Origin of the sequence: Sinorhizobium sp. 7-81, from assembly GCF_030124405.1 — a bacterium.
Taxonomy (GTDB): domain Bacteria; phylum Pseudomonadota; class Alphaproteobacteria; order Rhizobiales; family Rhizobiaceae; genus Sinorhizobium; species Sinorhizobium psoraleae.
The window spans coordinates 233,929-251,090 of record NZ_JASKLT010000002.1 but is presented as its reverse complement, the minus strand read 5'-3'; the positions used below and the strand labels follow the sequence as shown (position 1 = coordinate 251,090).

The window sequence follows — 17,162 nt, the reverse complement described above, 5'->3', positions numbered from 1 at the left end:
GATGCAGCGACCGACGATCAAGACCATTGCGCAGGAGACGGGGCTGTCGATCGCCACCGTGTCCAAGGCGTTGAAACACTCACCGCAGGTTCGTCCGGAAACGCGCGCGATCGTCTTCGATGCCGCCGAGCGGATCGGCTACGAGCTTAATCTTCACGGCGTGCAGTTGCGTACCGGCAAAACCTTTCAGGTCGCCGCGATCATGACGGCGCCGGGGCCGAAGCAGGACGAATGGGAAGGCGTCGAATACGCCCAACTCCTGAGCGGTATTTCCTGGGCGCTGGAGGAAAGCCCTTACCGCGTCGCCCTCTTTGCCGTGCGCGATTTTAAGGAAAGCCTCGCGACGATCAAGCAGATCGTCTCGCTGAAGAAGGCGGACGGTATCATCATTTCCGGTACGCGCGCCGACGATCCGCGCATCCGTGTGATGCAGGAGGCGGATTTTCCCTTCGTCACCTATGGCATGAGCATCGAGAACGAGCCGCACGCCTATGTGGACGCCGACAACCAGCAAATGATCCGCGTGTCGATGGCGCGCTTGGTCGCGCGCGGGCACAGGCGCATCGCCCTGCTCAATCCGGTGGAGCAACTGACCTACGGCATTGTTCGGCTTAACAGTTATCGGCAAGCGCTCGACACAGAGGGCCTTCCCTATGATCCGGCCCTGGTCGCCCACGGGCGGCTGACCCCAGCCTTCGGCCGGGAAAACGTGATCGCCATGTCTCAACTTGCGGATCCGCCGACCGCCTATATCTGCGCCAACGAGGCCACCGCGCTTGGTGCCTTCTCCGGCTTCCACGCGCGGGGCCTCGTCCATGGTCGCGACGCGGTCATCAATGCCACCGACGACTTGAACGTCAGCCAGTATTTCGCGCCGCCGATCACCACCTATTACTTGCCGATCGGCGAACCAAGCGCGCTGCTTGGCAAATTCATCCTGCGCCGCATGGAGGGCGAACAACCGGAGGCGCTGCAAATTTTGCTGATGCCCGACCTTATCGAGCGATGCGACGATCGCCTCAGGCCGGAGCGCTAAGCCAGGAAAAGCGTGTAACGAATTTCCTTCCGGGACTGCGTGAATTCAAAAGGGGTAGGGCAATTCCACGGCTTCAATGAACCGCGAAAAGTTCTAACGAACGGGCGGCGCGCAGCGTCTCTCCGACCGAAAATATAAACGTTTTTATCCCGGCGCCTGCCGGCTCGTTGCTGCGACGAAGGCTTCGCCTGCAGTCGCCAATTGAAAGTGACAAAGGAACCCACCTTGCATCTGCCGCTGACCAAACCTAACCGCTTCAATCCCGACCTCCAGCGCTCCGATATGCTCGAACTCGGCGTCTGCTACTATCCGGAGCAATGGCCGCGCGAGAAATGGGACGAGGATGCAAGCCGCATGGTGGAGCTCGGGCTTGCCTGGGTTCGCATCGGCGAGTTCGCCTGGGGCCGGATCGAGCCGAGGTCCGGCGAGTTCCACTGGGAATGGCTGGACGAAGCGATCGACGTGCTTGGCGGTGCCGGGCTCAAGGTCATTCTCGGCACGCCGACGGCTGCGCCGCCGAAGTGGCTGGTCGACCGTCATCCGGACATCCTGCCGGTCGACGCCCGCGGTGTCGTGCGCAAGTTCGGCGCGCGCCGCCACTACTGCTTCTCGAGCCGCCGGTACCGCCAGGAGGCCGCCCGCATCACGGAGGCAATGGCTACGCGCTATGGCGAAAGCGCCTATGTGCATGCCTGGCAGACGGACAACGAATACGGCGACCACGACACGATCTACAGCTATTCGGACGAGGCGCTGCGCGCCTTCCGGCTGTGGCTCGCCGAGCGTTATCGAACCGTCGAGGAGCTGAACCGCGCCTGGGGTACGTCGTTCTGGGCGATGCACTACAACAGTTTCGACGAGGTGGAACTGCCGAACAATCTCGTCGAGGAGCCGAGCCCGACCCATATCGTCGACTACATCCGCTTCTCCTCAGATCAGGTGAAGAGCTTCAACAGGGCGCAGGTCGATATCATCCGTGCGCATTCCCCAGGCCGTCCGGTGACGCATAACTTCATGTCGCAGAATACAGACTTCGACCATTACAAGGTCGGCGAGGACATCGACATTGCCTCCTGGGATGTCTACCCGATGGGCGGGCTCTTGAACGGTCGGCTGGCGGCGGACGACAAGGCGCACTACCTGCGCGTTGGCGACCCCGACCAGCCGGCGTTCAACCACGACCTCTATCGGGCGGTCGGCCGCGGCCGCGTCTGGGTGATGGAGCAGCAGCCGGGCCCGGTAAACTGGGCGGCGCACAACCAGTCGCCGGCCGACGGCATGGTGCGGCTCTGGACTTGGCTCGCCTATGCCCACGGGGTCGACATGGTGTCCTATTTTCGCTGGCGGCAAGTGCCCTTTGCACAGGAGCAGTTCCATGCGGGCCTGCTGCTGCCGAACAGCGAAGCGGACCAGGGCTATCTGGAAGTCGCGCAGGTGGCCGACGAGATGAAACGGCTGCCGAAGGGCGAGACGCGCGGCAAGGCGAAGGTCGCGATCGTGCTCGACTACAGCTCCCGCTGGGCGACACGCGCACTACCGCAGGGCCGCAGCTATTCCGCCGCAGCCACGGCGCTCGATTGGTACGCGACGGTGTCACGGCTCGGCGTCGACATCGATTTCATCGGCCCACATTCCGACGTCGACGGCTATCAGTTGGTGCTGGCGCCCGATCTGATGATTGCCGACGCGGCCTTTGTCGAACGGTTGGCAAGGTCGGGCGCGAAGGTCCTTTTCGGCGCGCGCAGCGGCAGCAAGACCGAGGACATGCACATTCCCGAAGGCCTGCCGCCGGGGCCGCTTTCGACGCTGATCGATGTCAGCGTCGCCCGGGTCGAGTCGCTGCCGGGCTTCCACAAGGAAACCGTTCTCTACGGCAACGAGATCTTTGAGGCCGGCGTCTGGCGCGAAAGCATCAGAACCGGCGAGATGGTGCTCGCCACTTTCGATGGCGAATACCGCAACGGCGCACCGGCGCTCGTCGGCAACGAAAAGGCGCGCTACCTCGCGACCGTCGCGCGCGGCGACTTCCTCCAGAAGGTGATTGGCGACGCGCTCGGCTGGGCCGGGGTGGAAAGCCTGACCGAGCTCGGCGATCTGCGGGTGACACGCCGCGGACGGCTCCGCTTTGCCTTCAATTTCGGCAAGGCGCCGGCAGAGGTTCCGGCGGCAGAGACGGCGACGTTCTATGTCGGCGGCCGACGGCTCGCGCCGGTCGATGTGGCTATCTGGACGGAATGAGTGCCGTGCGCGGCGGGCTGGGCCGCCCCGCCTCTTCTCGACGTTCGCACCGCTTAGTCGCCCATCGGCTGCTGATGAAGAGGCGCTCAAATAATCACGCGAAATGCATGGCTGGTTACCAAACATGCAGGACTGGGTCGCAAGCTGCTGAAAATATAACGATCTGAAATTGGCACGACGCTTGCTTGCTCGCCTTGTATGCAAGATTTGTCGCCACAACAGACAGCACAGAATGGCATCGACGAGGCCGTCGTCTCTTCCATTCTCTCCGCCCGAATCCGCCCCGGTACGCGGCTGAGCGAAAACCAGCTCGCAGCGCTCTTCGATGTTTCGCGCACCCGCGTGCGCGAGGCCATGATGCGACTGGAGGCGCGCGGCATCGTCAATGTCAGCCCGCGGCGCGGCTGGTTCGTGGTGGAGCCCTCCGCCGAGGAGGCGATGACCGTCTATGACGCCCGCCGCGTTATCGAGGCCGGGCTCCTGCGCACCATGAGCCGCCTGACGGAAACCGGCCGCACAGTCCTCAATGCCCATCTCGCAGACGAGAAGGCGGCAATTGCCGCCGGTGACCGGCAGCGCCTGACCTGCCTGATGGGCGATTTCCACATCCGCATCGCGGAACTCGCCGGCAATGCCATTCTCGTCGATATCCTGCGCGATCTGACTGCACGCACGATCCTGATTTCGATGCTCTACCAGTCCGATTTTCACGCGTTGCAGTCCCATCTCGGCCATTGCAGTATCGTCGCCGCGATGGAGGAAGGCGACTTCCAGAAGGCGGCAGCACTCTCCGTCGAGCATCTGGACGAGGTCGAGACCGGGCTGGACCTTACAAGACGCCCCGACCCGCTTGCCGATCTCAGACACTCCCTTTCGCTTCCTCCCCAGACCGTCGCTCCGTCTTCGAAGGCGTCGCGCAAAGCCAAACCGTAAACAAAGGAGAATGACCTCGATGCTGAAAAGAAGACACTTCGTTGCCATGGCGGTGTTGTCGGCCGCCGTCGGCTTCGCTTCCGTTTCCTACGCCGATGCGCTCGGCGACATCACCGAACGCGGCGCGCTGCGCGTCGCCGTTCCCCAAGACTTTCCGCCCTTCGGCAGCGTGGGACCGGACATGGCGCCGGTCGGCTACGACATCGATATGGCCAATCTGATCGCCGAGAAATTGGGCGTGGAGGTCGAGCTCGTACCGGTCACGAGCGCCAACCGCATTCCCTATCTGCAGACCAACAAGGTCGATCTGGTGATTTCCAGCCTCGGCAAGAACCCCGAGCGCGAAAAGGTTATAGATTTCTCGAGCGCCTACGCGCCGTTCTTCAATGGCGTTTTCGGGCCAACCGAATTCGCCGCTGCGAAACCAGAGGAACTCGCCGGCAAGGTGGTCGGCGTCACTCGCGGCGCAGTCGAGGATCTGGAACTGACGAAGATCGCGCCGACCGACACGGTCATCAAGCGCTATGAGGACAACAACGGGACGATTTCCGCCTTCCTTTCCGGGCAGGTCGAAGCGGTTGCGACCGGTAACGTCGTTGCCGCAGCCATTCTCGCCAAGAACCCGCCGAAGCGGCCGGAGCTCAAATTCCTCATCAAGAATTCGCCCTGCTACATCGGGCTCAGCAAGGAGCAGCCGGCGCTGCTCGAAAAGGTCAACGGCATTATTGCCGCCGCCAAGGCCGATGGCTCGTTGAACGCCATTTCACAGAAATGGCTCGGAACCGATTTGCCCACCGATCTCTGATCAGCGGCCGCCATCCCGCGCGGGAGGTTACTGGGCGGGATGGCATCGCCGAAGTTTTGCCAAACAGGGGTGCGCCTTTGAATTATCAATTCGAATTCGGCTGGCTCGCCGAATACTATCCGCAGATCGTCAAGGGGATCGGGATCACGATCGAACTGATCGCGGTCGGCGCCGTTGCCGGCATTTCGCTTGGCATCTTCTGCGCCTGGGTGAGGGCGCTCGGCCCTGCCTGGCTGAAGCCGATCGTCGCGCTTTACGTCGAACTGATCCGCAACACGCCGTTTCTCATCCAGCTCTTCTTCATCTTCTTCGGGCTTCCTTCGCTCGGCCCGCAGCTCAGTGAACTGCAGGCGGCCAATGTCGCCATGATCGTCAATCTCGGCGCCTATAGCTGCGAAATCATAAGGGCCGGTATCCAGGCGACGCCGAAGGGCCAATTCGAGGCGGGTGCCAGCCTTGCCATGACGCGTTTCGAAACTTTTCGCCACGTGGTTCTCGTGCCGTCGCTTCAGCGGATCTGGCCGGCGCTCTCTTCGCAGGTCGTCATCGTCATGCTCGGCTCGGCCGTCGTTTCCCAGATCGCCGCGGAAGACCTGACGTTCGCGGCGAACTTCATCCAGTCGAGGACCTTCCGCGCCTTCGAAGCCTATATCGTCTCGACCGCCGTCTATCTGGCGCTTGCGGTGCTGCTTCGCCAGGTGCTGGCGATGGTTGGCGGGCTCATCTTCCCGAGGAGGGCAGCGCGATGATCGAGTTCACGATCTGGGACATTTTGCGAAACCTGCTGCTTGCCACCCGCTGGACGATCGTTCTGTCACTCGTCTCTTTTGTTGGCGGCGGCATCGTCGGGTTGGGCCTGCTTTTCCTGCGCATCAGCAAGCGTAAATGGTCGCAGTCACTGGCGAAATACTACATCGAGCTGTTCCAGGGCACGCCGCTGCTGATGCAGCTCTTCATCGCCTTTTTCGGGCTTGGTCTCTTCGGCATCGACGTCCCGGCCTGGCTTGCCGCCGGACTGGCCTTGATCTTCTGGTCCGCCGCCTTTCTCGGCGAGATCTGGCGCGGCTGCGTCGAGGCGATCGCCAGGGGTCAATGGGAAGCCGCCGCCAGCCTCGGCATGGGCCGGCTGCAGCAGATGCGCTACGTCATCCTGCCTCAGGCCATGAAGATCGCTGTTCCACCGACGGTCGGTTTTTCCGTCCAGGTCATCAAGGGCACTGCGCTGACCTCGATCATCGGTTTCGTCGAACTATCGAAGGCCGGCACTGTCGTCACCAACGCCACCTTCCAGCCCTTCACCGTCTACGGCCTCGTCGCCCTCATCTATTTCGCGCTTTGCTGGCCGCTCTCCTGGAGCAGCCAGATCCTCGAAAGGAAGCTCAATGTCGCTCATAGAAATCACTGAAGTCCGCAAAAGCTACGGCGAGAACGAGGTGCTGAAGGGCATCAATCTCGATGTCGAGCCAGGCGAGGTGATCGCTATCATCGGCAAGAGCGGTTCGGGCAAGTCGACGCTCTTACGCTGCATCAACGGCCTTGAGACGATCAGCAAGGGCTCAATCTCCGTTGCGGGCGCTCAGCTTCACGACGATGAAGTGCACCTGAAGGCGCTGCGCCTGAAGATCGGCATGATCTTCCAGCAGTTCAATCTTTTCCCGCATCTGACGGTCGGCGGCAACGTCATGCTGTCGCAGATGGTGGTCAAGAAGACGGCGAAACCGGAGGCGGACAAGATGGCGCGCAGGATGCTGGAGCGCGTCGGCCTGGAGCAAAAATTCGACGCCTATCCGGACGAGCTCTCCGGCGGACAGCAGCAGCGCGTGGCGATCGCTCGCGCGCTTGCGATGCAACCGATGGCGCTGCTCTGCGACGAGATTACCTCCGCGCTCGATCCGGAACTGGTCGCCGAAGTGCTGGCGGCCGTGCGCGAGCTTGCCGCCGAAGGAATGACGCTGCTCATGGTGACGCACGAAATGAAGTTCGCCCGCGATGTCTGCTCGCGTGTCGTCTTCATGCATCAGGGCCGCGTGCACGAGATCGGACGGCCGGAGGATGTCTTTGCCAATCCGCAGACGCCGGAGCTGAAGCAGTTCCTGGGCTTGCACTGAGCAGGCGACCGGTCGGGGCGGATACCCGGCCGGTCGCTATCGCCCCGTGGGGTCAAGGGCGCACGGTGATGTGCCCTTTCATGTTCGGGTGGTAGCGGCAGATATAGTCGAAGCTGCCCGGGGCCTGCAGTGGGAGGCGACCCGATTTTTTCGCAGGGAGGAGCACTTCCGCACCTCCCTGCACCGTGGCGGTGTGAACGAGCGCATCTTTGTTGATCCACTCGATTTCATCGCCCACCTTCGCCTGGATCTCCGCGGGCGCGTAGACGAGGCGGTCGATCGTGACCTGAATGGTTTCTGCCTGTGCGGGAACGGCGATGGCCGCCGCTCCCAAGAACAGCGCCAGGAAGGCGCGTCTCGCCGGGTTCGCGCTCATTTCAGTTCCGTCGCGACATGTTCGGCGTGCTGCTGATGGCCCTGGAACAGCTTCAGCCCGGTCTCGAGGAGAGACTTGAGCTCGGTATTTTGCGCAGAAGGGATCAGCAGGGTTTCCAGTGCGCCGTTGACCTGTTTGTGATAGGCGGCCTCGTTCTCGACATAGGCCTTATCGAAGTCGTCGCCCGTCAGTTTCGCCAGTTCCGCCCGCTTGATTTCAGCTGCCTGCGCCAGAGCTTTGCTGGTGTCGTTGTCCTCGGGAGTTACATTGAGCTTCTTGACGAGATCGAGCGCCTGTTGGTTTACAGATTCGTGGTCGCGCACCATGCTTTCGGCGAATTCGACGACGGTCTTGTTCTTCGACGTTGCAATGGCCTGCTTCGCCGCTTCGATGTCGATCACACCTGCGGTATAGGCGATATGCGCGATCTGTGGATCGGTCGGCTTGTCGGCAGCGAGCGCCCAATTACCCCCAAGCAGCAGGGCGATTGCAGCGGCTGCGGTGGCTAAGCGTGTGGTCATCGGATGTTCCTTTCCAGCAGTCAGAGTGCTACAGCGTCCTTTGCGCGGTCTGATAAGACGCGGCGCTGTAGAAGATTGAAGCGTGATGTCCAATTGACGTGCTTTGGATGCTTCGCGGGTCGAAACGTTCCCGATTATCCGCCGCCGGTCCCGGGCTCAGGGCGCGAGATGCGAGCGAGGACGGCCTCCGTCAGACGCTCGCAGCGTTTGCCCGCGAAGGGAAAGGCGTCCATCAGGACGGGGCCGATCTGGCGCTCCAACTGTTCCTTCAGCAGGTGTCGGGCCCGATGCAGCCGCGTCCGGACGGTCTCGGGTCGGAGCGCCAGCAGATCGGCGGTCTCCTCATTGCTCAGGCCCTCGATCACGCGCATGACGAAGACCGTTCGAAAGATGTCCGGGAGCTGGTCGGTCGCCTTTTCGACCAGGTCGAGAATTTGTCTCTGTGCCATCGTCTTTTCCGGGTCATCGGCGTTTGCGTTGAGTGGGAAGGCAATGATCTCCGCCTGATGGGCTTGCGACATGTCTTCGGTGAGCCGTTTCCTGCGCCGACTTTGGCGCAGCCGGCTCAGGGCCTCGTTGATCACGATGCGCGACAACCATGTGGTAATCGCTGACTCCCCGCGGAACTCGGAAAAATGCGTGAAGGCGCGGACATAGGCCTCCTGGAGAACGTCCTCCGCATCGCTGTTGTTCTGCACGATGCTCCGCGCGATGCGATAGAGCTTGCGGTTGTGCGTCTGCATGATCGCGCGGAAGGCGTCGATGTCGCGCGACGGCATCTCTCGTTTTCGGGAAGGGACTGTTTCGGCGATGGGCATGGCGTGGCTCCTTGTCGCACATTGGATGCCGGACCCGCTCAAACGTTCCCAAATGTGCAGGTGATCGCCATTCTATCGCGATAGCCTCAACGCTTCGACCCTACAGCGCCGTGCGTCTTATCAGACGCGCAAAGGACGCTGCAGCAATTCGAACCGCTGCATGTTTTGTCCTTAAATCGGCGTGCGACAGCCTTCAAAAGAGAAAGCCCGGCGCGGGAGGAGTTGCGCCGGGCTTTCGATCCTGATCGGCAACTGGGAGGAGGAGGGTTGCCGATCCCACGATGGAGCCGGGAGGAGGAAGGCTCTATCGATAAGTCATACAATAATGCTGCGATGCAACATCTTCAAGCCCGACGTGGGTAAATTTCTACGCAATCGAGATATGGCGTGGAATTTACAACAGCGTCGGCTGACGGTGCGCGGGGGCACCCGGTGCGCTGAACCCGAAGCGATGCGCTTGCATTCCCCGCTGTCTGCGCCAGATTTAGGGGACCCCAAGACGAAGGAGGCAGCCATGGCGGAGGATCGCAAGGCGGCTCTGGTGCGGATCACCGGAAGGGTGCAGGGCGTCGCCTTCCGCGTCTGGACCCGCGACGAAGCGGCACGGCTCGGCCTGGCGGGCTGGGTCCGCAACGAACGCGACGGCTCAGTCACCGCTCTGATCGCCGGACCCGAGGCGGCGATCTCGACGATGTTGAGCCGGTTCTGGAAAGGCCCGCCGGCGGCACGGGTCTCGAAGGTCGAGAGCGAAGATGCCTCCTCCGTGCACGCGCCCGTGGGATTTCACATCACCGATTGACACGACGGCCGCTAGATACGCGTGCCGCGCCGGCGCGGGGTCATACCCGCTCCAGCGCCACCGCGATCCCCTGGCCGACGCCGATGCACATGGTCGAGAGCGAATAGCGCGCGCCGGTCTCTGCGAGTTCCAATGCCGCCGTGCCGGTGATGCGCGCGCCCGACATGCCGAGAGGATGGCCGAGCGCGATCGCGCCGCCGTTGCGGTTGACGCGGGCGTCATCGTCGGCAATGCCGAGTTCGCGCAGCACGGCCAGTCCCTGGCTCGCGAAGGCCTCGTTGAGTTCGATCACGTCGAACTGCTCCTGCCTCATGCCGAGCCGCGCCATGAGCTTGCGGGAGGCGGGGATCGGGCCGATGCCCATCACCCGCGGCGGCACGGCCGCCGACGCGCCGCCGAGGATGCGCGCAATCGGCGTCAATCCATGCTTCCTGGCCGCTTCCTCCGAGGCGATGATGAGCGCCGCCGCACCGTCGTTGACGCCTGAGGCATTGCCGGCGGTGACCGTGCCGCCTTCGCGGAACGGTGCCTTGAGCTTGGCGAGCGCTTCCATCGTCGTTGCCCTGGGATGCTCGTCCCTGTCGACAACGACGGGCTCGCCCTTCCTCTGCGGAATTGTGACCGAGACGATCTCCTTGGCAAGGCGGCCGTTTGCCTGTGCCGCGGCGGCCTTGGCCTGGCTGCGGACGGCAAAGGCATCCTGGTCTTCACGGGAAACGCGATAGTCCTCGGCGACGTTCTCGCCGGTCTCCGGCATCGAGTCGACGCCGTATTGCCTCTTCATCAAGGGGTTGACGAAGCGCCAGCCGATGGTGGTATCGTGGATTTCGGCATGCCGCGAGAAAGCGCCTTCGGCCTTCGGCAGCACGAAGGGCGCGCGCGACATCGACTCGACGCCGCCGGCGATCATCAGTTCGGCTTCGCCCGACTTGACCGCGCGCGCGGCGGTAATGACGGCGTCCATGCCCGAGCCGCAAAGCCGGTTGATCGTCGTGCCCGGAACGGAAAGCGGAAATCCGGCGAGCAGCAGCGACATGCGCGCGACGTTGCGGTTGTCCTCGCCCGCCTGATTGGCACAGCCGAAGATCACGTCGTCGACCGCTTCCCAGTCGACCGATGCACTGCGCTCCAGGAGACTCTTAAGCGGGATCGCGCCGAGATCGTCTGCGCGCACCGAGGATAGCGAGCCGCCGAAGCGGCCGATCGGCGTGCGGATATAGTCGCAAATGAAAACGTCGCGCATCAGGCGGCCTCCTTGCCCTTGTCGGCGCCCTGATGGGCCTTCTTGGTGCGGGCGTTGATGTCGCGCAGCACCGAAAGTTCCGTTTCGGTCGGCACCGGCGTCTCGATGACGGTGTCAGCGAACTTGATCGCCCAGCCGCAGTTTTCGACGATCTCGTCGCGCGTGACGCCGTGATGGATGGAGACGACGGTCAGCTCCTTCGTCTCGGGATCGGGCTCCAGGATGCAAAGATCGGTGATGACGCGGGTCGGCCCCTTCGTCTTCATGCCGAGCCGTTCGCGGTGGTCGCCGCCTTCGCCGTGACCCATCGAGGTGATGAAGGGCAGTTTCTCGACGAAGCCGCGCTTCGAGAGAGCCATGGTGATGAAGATGCGGCCGCAATTGGAGGCGATCTCCGGCGCGCCGCCGCCACCCGGCAGGCGGACCTTCGGGTGGTCGTAGGGGCCGACGACGGTGGTGTTGAGGTTGGCGAAGCGGTCGATCTGCGCGCCGCCGAGAAAGCCGGTGGTGATGCGCCCGCCCTGCAGCCAGTAGCGGAACATTTCCGGGACGGAGACGGTGAAGAGGGCGGTGTCGCAAAGCTCGCCGTCGCCGATCGACAGCGGCAGGACGTCCGGCTTGGTGCCGACAGTGCCGCTCTCGTAGATCAGCGTAATGTCCGGCGCATGCGTCAGCCGGGCGATGTTGCAGGCAGCCGAGGGCGCGCCGATGCCGACGAAGCAGACGTCGTCATTGGAAAGTTCGCGCGACGCGGCAATTGTCATCATTTCCGTGGGTGTGAAATCCGTCATCGTGTCCTCCTCATGCGGCCTTTGCCGACTTTGCGGCATGTCTGGCGAAATCCTCTGGCTTCGCGTCGAGCACGTTTTCCTTGATCCAGGCAGTGAACGTTTCCCGGTCGCGGGCGATCTCGTCCCAGGCGATGTAGAAGGCGTTGGAGCGCGGATAATAGCCATGGGCATAGGAGGGGAAGGCGCCGCCTGGCACGTGGACGACTGCCGTCACCGCCCAGGTTGGCAGGACGACCGAATTCGGAGAGGGTGGATCAAGTTCGTCAACGATCTCCTCGACGGTCACGATCGAGCGCTTGGCGGCAAGCACCGCTTCTTTCTGAACGCCGACGATGCCTTCGAGGAGTACGTTGCCTCTCCGGTCGGCACGCTGGGCATGGATGATCGTCACGTCCGGACGGATCGCCGGCACGGCGGCAAGCACTTCGCCGGTGAAGGGGCAGGTAACTTGTCTGATGTTCGGGTTCACCTTCGGAAGGTCGGCGCCGATATAGCCCCTGAGCATTGCGAAGGGCAGGTTTGCGGCGCCTGCCTCATAGGCGTTGGCCATGGCCGCGTGAGAATGTTCCTCGATTTCCAGTGGCCGCGGCCATTGATTTTCTACCGCGTCGCGGAAGCGGTGCAGCGAGCCGACGCCGGGATTGCCGCCCCAGGAGAATTTCATGCCGCGGGCCGCGCCGACGCCGATCAACTGGTCATAGAGGATGTCCGGCGTCATGCGGACGAGGAAGAGATCCTTCCTGCCCTGGCGGATCACCTCGTGCCCGGCGGCATAGGGAATGAGATGGGTGAAACCTTCCATGGCGACGGTATCGCCGTCCTCCACGTTTTCGGCGACCGCCTCGGCGAGCGACAATATGCGAGCCATCCGGGCCCTCCTCCGTTGATGTTGCCGACATGGCGATGCTCCTCGGAGGACCAGCGGTCCGCAGCTTTCGTCATCGGCGATGGCGGAAATAAGCGCTCGTTTCGGCTGCTCGTCAAACATTTTGTGCGATATTTGACATTTGTTCGTATATCGCACAGAATTGGGGTGAATGAACGAGGTGAGGGAATCATGCGGGAAACGGATTTCGTTAGCGGCTTTGCGCGCGGGCTGAAGGTCATCGAGGCCTTCGGGGAGGCGCAGCCGCGCCTGACGATTGCCGAGGCTGCGAAGATTACCGAGCTTGACCGTGCCACGGTGCGGCGCTCGCTGCTCACGCTTTCCGAGCTCGGTTATGCCGACTATGACGGCAAGTTCTTCACGCTGACGCCGAAAATCCTGCGGCTCGGCCACGCCTATCTGTCGGCGACACCTTTGCCGGCGCTCGTCCAGCCCTATCTCGACCAGCTGTCGGAAAAAGCGGGGCAGAGCGCCTCGGCGTCGGTGCTTGACGGCACGGAGGTCGTCTATGTGGCGCGCGCCTCGCAGCGGCGGGTGATGTCGATCAACCTGATGCCGGGATCGCGCCTTCCCGCCTATTGCGCCTCGATGGGCCGTGTCCTGCTCGCCGCACTTCCTGAAGCGGAAGCGCGCGAAATCCTGAAACGCACCGAGCTCAGGGCGAATACGCCGCGGACGAAGACCGACCCGGAAGAGTTGATCGAGGAACTGCGCCGGGTCCGAGAGCAGGGCTATGCGGTGATCGACCAGGAGCTCGAGCTTGGGCTTTGCTCTATCGCGGTGCCGTTGATGAACGCCCGCGGGCAGGTGGTTGCCGCACTCAATATCGGTGCTCCTGCCGCCCATGTCGCAGCCTCCGAACTCGCGGAGCGCTACCTCTCCTTGCTAAAGGAGACCCAAGGGGCACTGCGACCGCTGGTGCAGTAATTGTCAAAACACTCCGACGGAGAGCGCCGAGAATCGGCTGACGAGCCGAAAGTATCGCAGCGCGCGACAATTCCAGCGGCTCGCCGCGTGCGAATGCAACAGCTGCGCGTGATTTCATTATGGCCTCTGCCGTTCGTTAAATTGGATCGTTGGGATAAGCGGCAGTGGCGGTCCACAGCTCGCGTACCATCTGCCGAAGCAGCAGAGCCTCGGCCCATCGGTCGGTCGAGTCGTTGCCGTCTCGCCCCGTGATCGCATAGGGTTTGGGACCCAACTCGCAGGTGAAGATGAGCTCCGCATCATCGGCGGCGCGTGATCGCCAGTTGCGGAAGCCGTACTTCCACCACTCGAGAAAGAGTTCGACCCAAGGTCGATGGTGCGGAAAAGAGATCTCGATCTGCGCCTGCTCGCGCGAAGCGACACGGCCGTGAAAGGCCCAGGCGTTGCCCATCACCCGGCGGATCATGGTGTGGTTTTCCTCATCGACCGGAAAGGCGAACTCGCGGCCGACCAGAAAATGCGAGAGGTCGGCCAGCAGCGGCAGCTCGGGACGGTGCTCCAGCAAGTCGAGCATGAAGAACAGGTCCGTGGTCATCCGGTCGCGATGCGTTTCGATGAACACGGGCACGCCTGCGGCCCCGGCAAGCCGCATCCATCCATCGAGGAGCGGCAGGCAATCCTCGATCCGGCGTGGACGGACATCGGGCTGCAGATTGATATGGCTGACAGGAAATTCCGCGGCAAGTTCCAGCGGCAGGCGCAAGTCCTCGACGCTGCGAGGAAAGCAGACGCCTTCGACCTTCAAGCCGGTGCCCTGGATGGTTTCGTTCAGGCGGAGAACATCCTGGCGGTTCGTGTAGTGCGCGCTGATACCATCGAAACCCGCTTCCAGGATCATGGCGATGTTCTCGTCGAGGCTGCGCTCGTTGCCGTCCGTGTGCCGGCGCTCCATCGCCCAGAGCGACTGGAAGACAAGCAGCTCCTGCATCAGGCGGCCCGCGCGCTTTTCAGAAGCGTCTTGAGGTTCAAGCCGGGGTCGGCCAATGCCGCGGGGTCGGGGCTGATGCTGGCGGCAATCAGCATCTCAGCCAGTTTGATGTCCTTCGCCAGGCTATTGCCGAGGCCGAGACCCGCCGCAGCCACGAGGCGTCCATCGTCCAGATAGAATTCGAGTTCGCCCCCTGCGATTGAGCGCAAGACGCGCTGATGCGCCGGCTGCGGCAGCCCCGCTACCTGCAGGCCAAGATCGTACTGATCGGACCAGAACCAGTGGATGGCGGTGAAGGTCTCGGCTGCGCCGGCCATGTTCCGCGCCGCGGTTTCGGCCTGGCTGCGTGCGTTGCGCCAGCTCTCCGACCGAACAGGCGCGCCGCCGGGTTGCGCCACTGCCGCGCAATCGCCTGCCGCGAAAACGTTTGGTGCACTGGTGCGAAGGCAGGTATCCGTCAGAATTCCGTTGCCCGTCGCAAGTCCGGCCGCTTCCGCCAGTGCAGTTTCCGGCAAGACGCCGATGGCGCTGACGACGAGATCAGCGGGCACCATGCTGCCATCGGTCAGGGTCACTCCCTCGTCGCTGATTGCCACCACGCCGCGCTCCACATGGAAGCGCACACCTTCGGCAACGTGTCTCGCATGCAGCTTTTCGGCAAAGCGCGGAGGGACGGCGCGGCCGAGAGGTTTCGGTGCGGCTTCGATCACTGTGACCGCAACACCTTTTCCTCGAAGCACCGCGGCAAGTTCCATCCCGATCAAACCGCCCCCGACAACAGCAACGCTTTGGCCTGCCGCAACATTTGAGAAAATCGCCTCGGCATCGGCATGGGTACGGAAGTCGAGCGCGCGCTCTGCACCCGCACAGGTGACCCGCCTCGGACGCGCGCCCGTGGCGAGAAGCAGCTTTTCATAGCTCAACACCCGGCCGTCGCTTAAGGTCACGGTTCCGGCGTCGGCATCGAGCTTCGAGGCAGATAATCCGGGGAGATAGTCGATGCCGGCCGCCTCCAGCGCTTCTGTCGCGCAGATCAACTTCATCTGCACCGCGCCGTTCATGGGTTTCGATAACGGTGGCCGTTCGTAGGGCAGGTGAGGCTCGGCTCCGACCAGCGTGACGGATCCGGAATAGCCCGCTTCGCGCAGGGCGAATGCTGCTCGGGTGCCGCATTCCCCGGCACCGATGATGACGATACCGTCCATGTGCTCTCCAATCGTGAGAAGACCGGCGCAACCAGAGGGGAGCGCCGGTCGGGGAGGATCAGTTCTGTTTGGCGTATTCGGCCATGTTCCTGGGCGTGAGGGATGCTTCTAGCCGAGGGCTACGCGAACTTCTCCATCGATCACCTCGGTCGGATAGGTTTTCAGGTTCTCGCAGGCGGGAAGCCTGAGCGCCTCGCCGGTGCGATAGTCGAAGGCGCCGGAGTGCTTCGGACATTCCACCTCGAAATCCATGACCAGTCCGTCCGCGAGATGGATCGCTTCGTGGGTGCAGAGACCGGCCGTGCAATAGACACTGTCGTCTGGCCCGCGGTAGATCGCGTAGGTGCGCCCGCCATGATCGAAGCGGATGGCTCCTTCCTGTTCGATGTCGTCAAGCTTGCAGGCTGAGATCCAGCTCATTGGGAGGCCCTCCCGACTTCAACGCGAGCCTTGCTGGCTGCGAGTTTTTCCTTGCGCTTGCGATAGCGCTCCTGCATGCGGGCCTCGCCTTCCGGGGAGCCGTCGTGCCAGGTGCCGAACCATTTATCGAGCGGGATCAGGGCGTCGCCGTAGTTCACCTCGAAGTACTTGTGGTGCAGGTAGTGAGCATAGGCATGGCTATCGACCAGCTTGTCCTCGCCGATCTCGACCTTGTCGAAGCCGACATGGCCGGGGATCGCCCCGAAGCCCGCATAGTGGAGCTGATAGAGCATGAGGATCGGGTTGGAGGGGAGGATCAGGTGATAGAACGCCGTCCCGAAATAAAGCAGGTGCTCGACCGGATGCATCGACAGCGAGGACCAGGGCGAGGGGTTCACCGAATTGTGGTGGACCGAATGCACCCACTTGTAGAGGAGGGGCGTGTGGATGAGCCGGTGAATGCAGAAGAAGTGGAATTCGTGAATGATCGGCACCACCAGCGCGACAACGGCAAGGGTCCACGGATTTTCCGTGAAGCTCAGCCAGGGCGCGTAGCCGTTGGCATGGGCCCACAGCATGGCGACCTCGACCGCGGTCCAGATGGTCACACCCGAAAGGAACGTGCGTAGAATATTGTCGACGTTCTGGCTCTCGAACCAGAATGCCTTGCTCTTCTGCTCGGCCGGGAACTTTCCGTTGTACTTGAAGCGGTTCTCCTGCCGCTTCAGGACATAGAGGTGGAGCTCGAAAGCGCCGTAGAAGAAAAACAAGCAAACCGCATTGACAGCGTAAAGCCAGGCGATCCAGCCGATGGCGAAAGTCTGCATCGTTTCGATCGGCGGAACCACCCATGCCCAGTAGGCCACCGCCGATGCCGCAAAGATCACGTTCCAGGGAAAGAAGTAGTGCGGCAGCCACTTCAGGATTGCCATCAGCCGGGGCGGAAAAGCGAACAGCGGCGCGGTTTCAACCGGCTGGTTCGGCGTCCAGTCGCCCCGCTTGTTGCGCGTTCCATATTTCAGGTCGTCCATTGCGCTCTCTCCTTCGGGCGGGGCGAGAGCCTCGCGC

General features: G+C 62.7%; 19 protein-coding genes. 9 read left to right on the top strand and 10 right to left on the bottom strand.

Going from position 1 to position 17,162, the window contains the following annotated elements; translation table 11 throughout:
• Position 1 precedes the first annotated feature (1 nt).
• From QN224_RS08510 to QN224_RS08480, 7 genes are all read left to right on the top strand, one after another.
• Entirely contained in the window at positions 2 to 1,036 is a 1,035-nt protein-coding gene (locus tag QN224_RS08510) for a LacI family DNA-binding transcriptional regulator (RefSeq protein WP_283976294.1), read from the top strand.
• Positions 1,037 to 1,261: 225 nt separating this feature from the next.
• Positions 1,262 to 3,274 carry a beta-galactosidase gene (locus QN224_RS08505; protein WP_283976293.1) on the top strand — a complete coding sequence of 671 codons (2,013 nt, stop codon included), beginning with the start codon at positions 1,262 to 1,264 and terminating at the stop codon, positions 3,272 to 3,274.
• Between the two features lie 198 nt (positions 3,275 to 3,472).
• Positions 3,473 to 4,207 carry a GntR family transcriptional regulator gene (locus tag QN224_RS08500; protein ID WP_283976292.1) on the top strand — a complete coding sequence of 245 codons (735 nt, stop codon included), beginning with the start codon at positions 3,473 to 3,475 and terminating at the stop codon, positions 4,205 to 4,207.
• Positions 4,208 to 4,226: 19 nt separating this feature from the next.
• Positions 4,227 to 5,012 (top strand): transporter substrate-binding domain-containing protein, encoded by a 786-nt coding sequence (locus QN224_RS08495; protein WP_283976291.1) that lies wholly within the window; start codon positions 4,227 to 4,229, stop codon positions 5,010 to 5,012.
• Positions 5,013 to 5,089: 77 nt separating this feature from the next.
• Positions 5,090 to 5,761: an amino acid ABC transporter permease gene (locus QN224_RS08490; protein WP_283976290.1), complete on the top strand. Its 672-nt coding sequence runs from the start codon at positions 5,090 to 5,092 to the stop codon at positions 5,759 to 5,761.
• The gene (locus QN224_RS08485; RefSeq protein WP_283976289.1) at positions 5,758 to 6,417 is read left to right on the top strand and encodes an amino acid ABC transporter permease; all 660 of its coding nucleotides are present in this window, start codon (positions 5,758 to 5,760) and stop codon (positions 6,415 to 6,417) included. The genes QN224_RS08490 and QN224_RS08485 overlap by 4 nt, the downstream gene beginning before the upstream one ends.
• Positions 6,395 to 7,120, top strand: coding sequence for an amino acid ABC transporter ATP-binding protein (locus QN224_RS08480; RefSeq protein ID WP_283976288.1), 726 nt, complete (start codon positions 6,395 to 6,397; stop codon positions 7,118 to 7,120). The genes QN224_RS08485 and QN224_RS08480 overlap by 23 nt, the downstream gene beginning before the upstream one ends.
• Before the next feature lie 52 nt (positions 7,121 to 7,172).
• Here the strand turns inward: QN224_RS08480 and QN224_RS08475 are convergent, their stop codons facing one another.
• From QN224_RS08475 to QN224_RS08465, 3 genes are all read right to left on the bottom strand, one after another.
• Positions 7,173 to 7,496, bottom strand: coding sequence for a cupredoxin family copper-binding protein (locus QN224_RS08475; RefSeq protein ID WP_283976287.1), 324 nt, complete (start codon positions 7,494 to 7,496; stop codon positions 7,173 to 7,175).
• The gene (locus tag QN224_RS08470; RefSeq protein ID WP_283976286.1) at positions 7,493 to 8,017 is read right to left on the bottom strand and encodes a DUF4142 domain-containing protein; all 525 of its coding nucleotides are present in this window, start codon (positions 8,015 to 8,017) and stop codon (positions 7,493 to 7,495) included. The genes QN224_RS08475 and QN224_RS08470 overlap by 4 nt, the downstream gene beginning before the upstream one ends.
• A gap of 134 nt (positions 8,018 to 8,151) precedes the next feature.
• The gene (locus QN224_RS08465; protein WP_283976285.1) at positions 8,152 to 8,835 is read right to left on the bottom strand and encodes an RNA polymerase sigma factor; all 684 of its coding nucleotides are present in this window, start codon (positions 8,833 to 8,835) and stop codon (positions 8,152 to 8,154) included.
• Between the two features lie 514 nt (positions 8,836 to 9,349).
• On the opposite strand from QN224_RS08465, the gene QN224_RS08460 reads away from it, so the two are divergent.
• Positions 9,350 to 9,634, top strand: a complete 285-nt coding sequence (locus QN224_RS08460) for an acylphosphatase (protein ID WP_283976284.1) — start codon at positions 9,350 to 9,352, stop codon at positions 9,632 to 9,634.
• A gap of 40 nt (positions 9,635 to 9,674) precedes the next feature.
• On the opposite strand, the gene pcaF is transcribed toward QN224_RS08460, so the two are convergent.
• Genes pcaF through QN224_RS08445 form a run of 3 tightly spaced genes read right to left on the bottom strand, consistent with a single transcriptional unit; the run spans position 9,675 to position 12,536 of the window.
• On the bottom strand, positions 9,675 to 10,877 hold the full coding sequence (gene pcaF, locus QN224_RS08455; protein ID WP_283976283.1) for a 3-oxoadipyl-CoA thiolase: 1,203 nt from the start codon (positions 10,875 to 10,877) through the stop codon (positions 9,675 to 9,677).
• The gene (locus QN224_RS08450) at positions 10,877 to 11,668 is read right to left on the bottom strand and encodes a CoA-transferase subunit beta (RefSeq protein WP_283976282.1); all 792 of its coding nucleotides are present in this window, start codon (positions 11,666 to 11,668) and stop codon (positions 10,877 to 10,879) included. The genes pcaF and QN224_RS08450 overlap by 1 nt, the downstream gene beginning before the upstream one ends.
• Positions 11,669 to 11,678: 10 nt before the next feature.
• Positions 11,679 to 12,536 (bottom strand): CoA transferase subunit A, encoded by an 858-nt coding sequence (locus QN224_RS08445; protein ID WP_283976281.1) that lies wholly within the window; start codon positions 12,534 to 12,536, stop codon positions 11,679 to 11,681.
• Positions 12,537 to 12,725: 189 nt separating this feature from the next.
• Here QN224_RS08445 and QN224_RS08440 point away from each other — a divergent pair, with 189 nt between their 5' ends.
• Positions 12,726 to 13,481: an IclR family transcriptional regulator gene (locus tag QN224_RS08440; RefSeq protein WP_283976280.1), complete on the top strand. Its 756-nt coding sequence runs from the start codon at positions 12,726 to 12,728 to the stop codon at positions 13,479 to 13,481.
• A gap of 136 nt (positions 13,482 to 13,617) precedes the next feature.
• Here QN224_RS08440 and QN224_RS08435 read toward each other — a convergent pair whose 3' ends face one another.
• The 4 genes from QN224_RS08435 to QN224_RS08420 all read right to left on the bottom strand — a co-directional run bounded on the left by QN224_RS08435 (position 13,618) and on the right by QN224_RS08420 (position 17,125).
• Positions 13,618 to 14,469, bottom strand: a complete 852-nt coding sequence (locus QN224_RS08435; protein WP_283976279.1) for a sugar phosphate isomerase/epimerase — start codon at positions 14,467 to 14,469, stop codon at positions 13,618 to 13,620.
• Complete coding sequence (locus QN224_RS08430; protein ID WP_283976278.1) at positions 14,469 to 15,674, bottom strand: FAD-dependent oxidoreductase; 1,206 nt, start codon at positions 15,672 to 15,674, stop codon at positions 14,469 to 14,471. Before QN224_RS08430 ends, QN224_RS08435 begins: the two co-directional genes overlap by 1 nt.
• 108 nt (positions 15,675 to 15,782) lie before the next feature.
• Positions 15,783 to 16,094 (bottom strand): MocE family 2Fe-2S type ferredoxin, encoded by a 312-nt coding sequence (locus QN224_RS08425; RefSeq protein ID WP_283976277.1) that lies wholly within the window; start codon positions 16,092 to 16,094, stop codon positions 15,783 to 15,785.
• Positions 16,091 to 17,125 (bottom strand): sterol desaturase family protein, encoded by a 1,035-nt coding sequence (locus tag QN224_RS08420; protein WP_283976276.1) that lies wholly within the window; start codon positions 17,123 to 17,125, stop codon positions 16,091 to 16,093. The genes QN224_RS08425 and QN224_RS08420 overlap by 4 nt, the downstream gene beginning before the upstream one ends.
• Positions 17,126 to 17,162 lie beyond the last annotated feature (37 nt).

What these genes read in the sequence shown, in the direction of transcription:
- QN224_RS08475 (WP_283976287.1), bottom strand. Translation starts at nt 7,496, where the DNA reads ATGAGCGCGAACCCGGCGAGACGCGCCTTCCTGGCGCTGTTCTTGGGA.
- QN224_RS08460 (WP_283976284.1), top strand. Translation starts at nt 9,350, where the DNA reads ATGGCGGAGGATCGCAAGGCGGCTCTGGTGCGGATCACCGGAAGGGTG.
- QN224_RS08480 (WP_283976288.1), top strand. Translation starts at nt 6,395, where the DNA reads ATGTCGCTCATAGAAATCACTGAAGTCCGCAAAAGCTACGGCGAGAAC.
- QN224_RS08425 (WP_283976277.1), bottom strand. Translation starts at nt 16,094, where the DNA reads ATGAGCTGGATCTCAGCCTGCAAGCTTGACGACATCGAACAGGAAGGA.
- QN224_RS08470 (WP_283976286.1), bottom strand. Translation starts at nt 8,017, where the DNA reads ATGACCACACGCTTAGCCACCGCAGCCGCTGCAATCGCCCTGCTGCTT.
- QN224_RS08430 (WP_283976278.1), bottom strand. Translation starts at nt 15,674, where the DNA reads ATGGACGGTATCGTCATCATCGGTGCCGGGGAATGCGGCACCCGAGCA.
- QN224_RS08440 (WP_283976280.1), top strand. Translation starts at nt 12,726, where the DNA reads ATGCGGGAAACGGATTTCGTTAGCGGCTTTGCGCGCGGGCTGAAGGTC.
- QN224_RS08435 (WP_283976279.1), bottom strand. Translation starts at nt 14,469, where the DNA reads ATGCAGGAGCTGCTTGTCTTCCAGTCGCTCTGGGCGATGGAGCGCCGG.
- QN224_RS08450 (WP_283976282.1), bottom strand. Translation starts at nt 11,668, where the DNA reads ATGACGGATTTCACACCCACGGAAATGATGACAATTGCCGCGTCGCGC.
- QN224_RS08510 (WP_283976294.1), top strand. Translation starts at nt 2, where the DNA reads ATGCAGCGACCGACGATCAAGACCATTGCGCAGGAGACGGGGCTGTCG.
- QN224_RS08495 (WP_283976291.1), top strand. Translation starts at nt 4,227, where the DNA reads ATGCTGAAAAGAAGACACTTCGTTGCCATGGCGGTGTTGTCGGCCGCC.
- QN224_RS08500 (WP_283976292.1), top strand. Translation starts at nt 3,473, where the DNA reads ATGCAAGATTTGTCGCCACAACAGACAGCACAGAATGGCATCGACGAG.
- QN224_RS08465 (WP_283976285.1), bottom strand. Translation starts at nt 8,835, where the DNA reads ATGCCCATCGCCGAAACAGTCCCTTCCCGAAAACGAGAGATGCCGTCG.
- pcaF (WP_283976283.1), bottom strand. Translation starts at nt 10,877, where the DNA reads ATGCGCGACGTTTTCATTTGCGACTATATCCGCACGCCGATCGGCCGC.
- QN224_RS08420 (WP_283976276.1), bottom strand. Translation starts at nt 17,125, where the DNA reads ATGGACGACCTGAAATATGGAACGCGCAACAAGCGGGGCGACTGGACG.
- QN224_RS08445 (WP_283976281.1), bottom strand. Translation starts at nt 12,536, where the DNA reads ATGGCTCGCATATTGTCGCTCGCCGAGGCGGTCGCCGAAAACGTGGAG.
- QN224_RS08485 (WP_283976289.1), top strand. Translation starts at nt 5,758, where the DNA reads ATGATCGAGTTCACGATCTGGGACATTTTGCGAAACCTGCTGCTTGCC.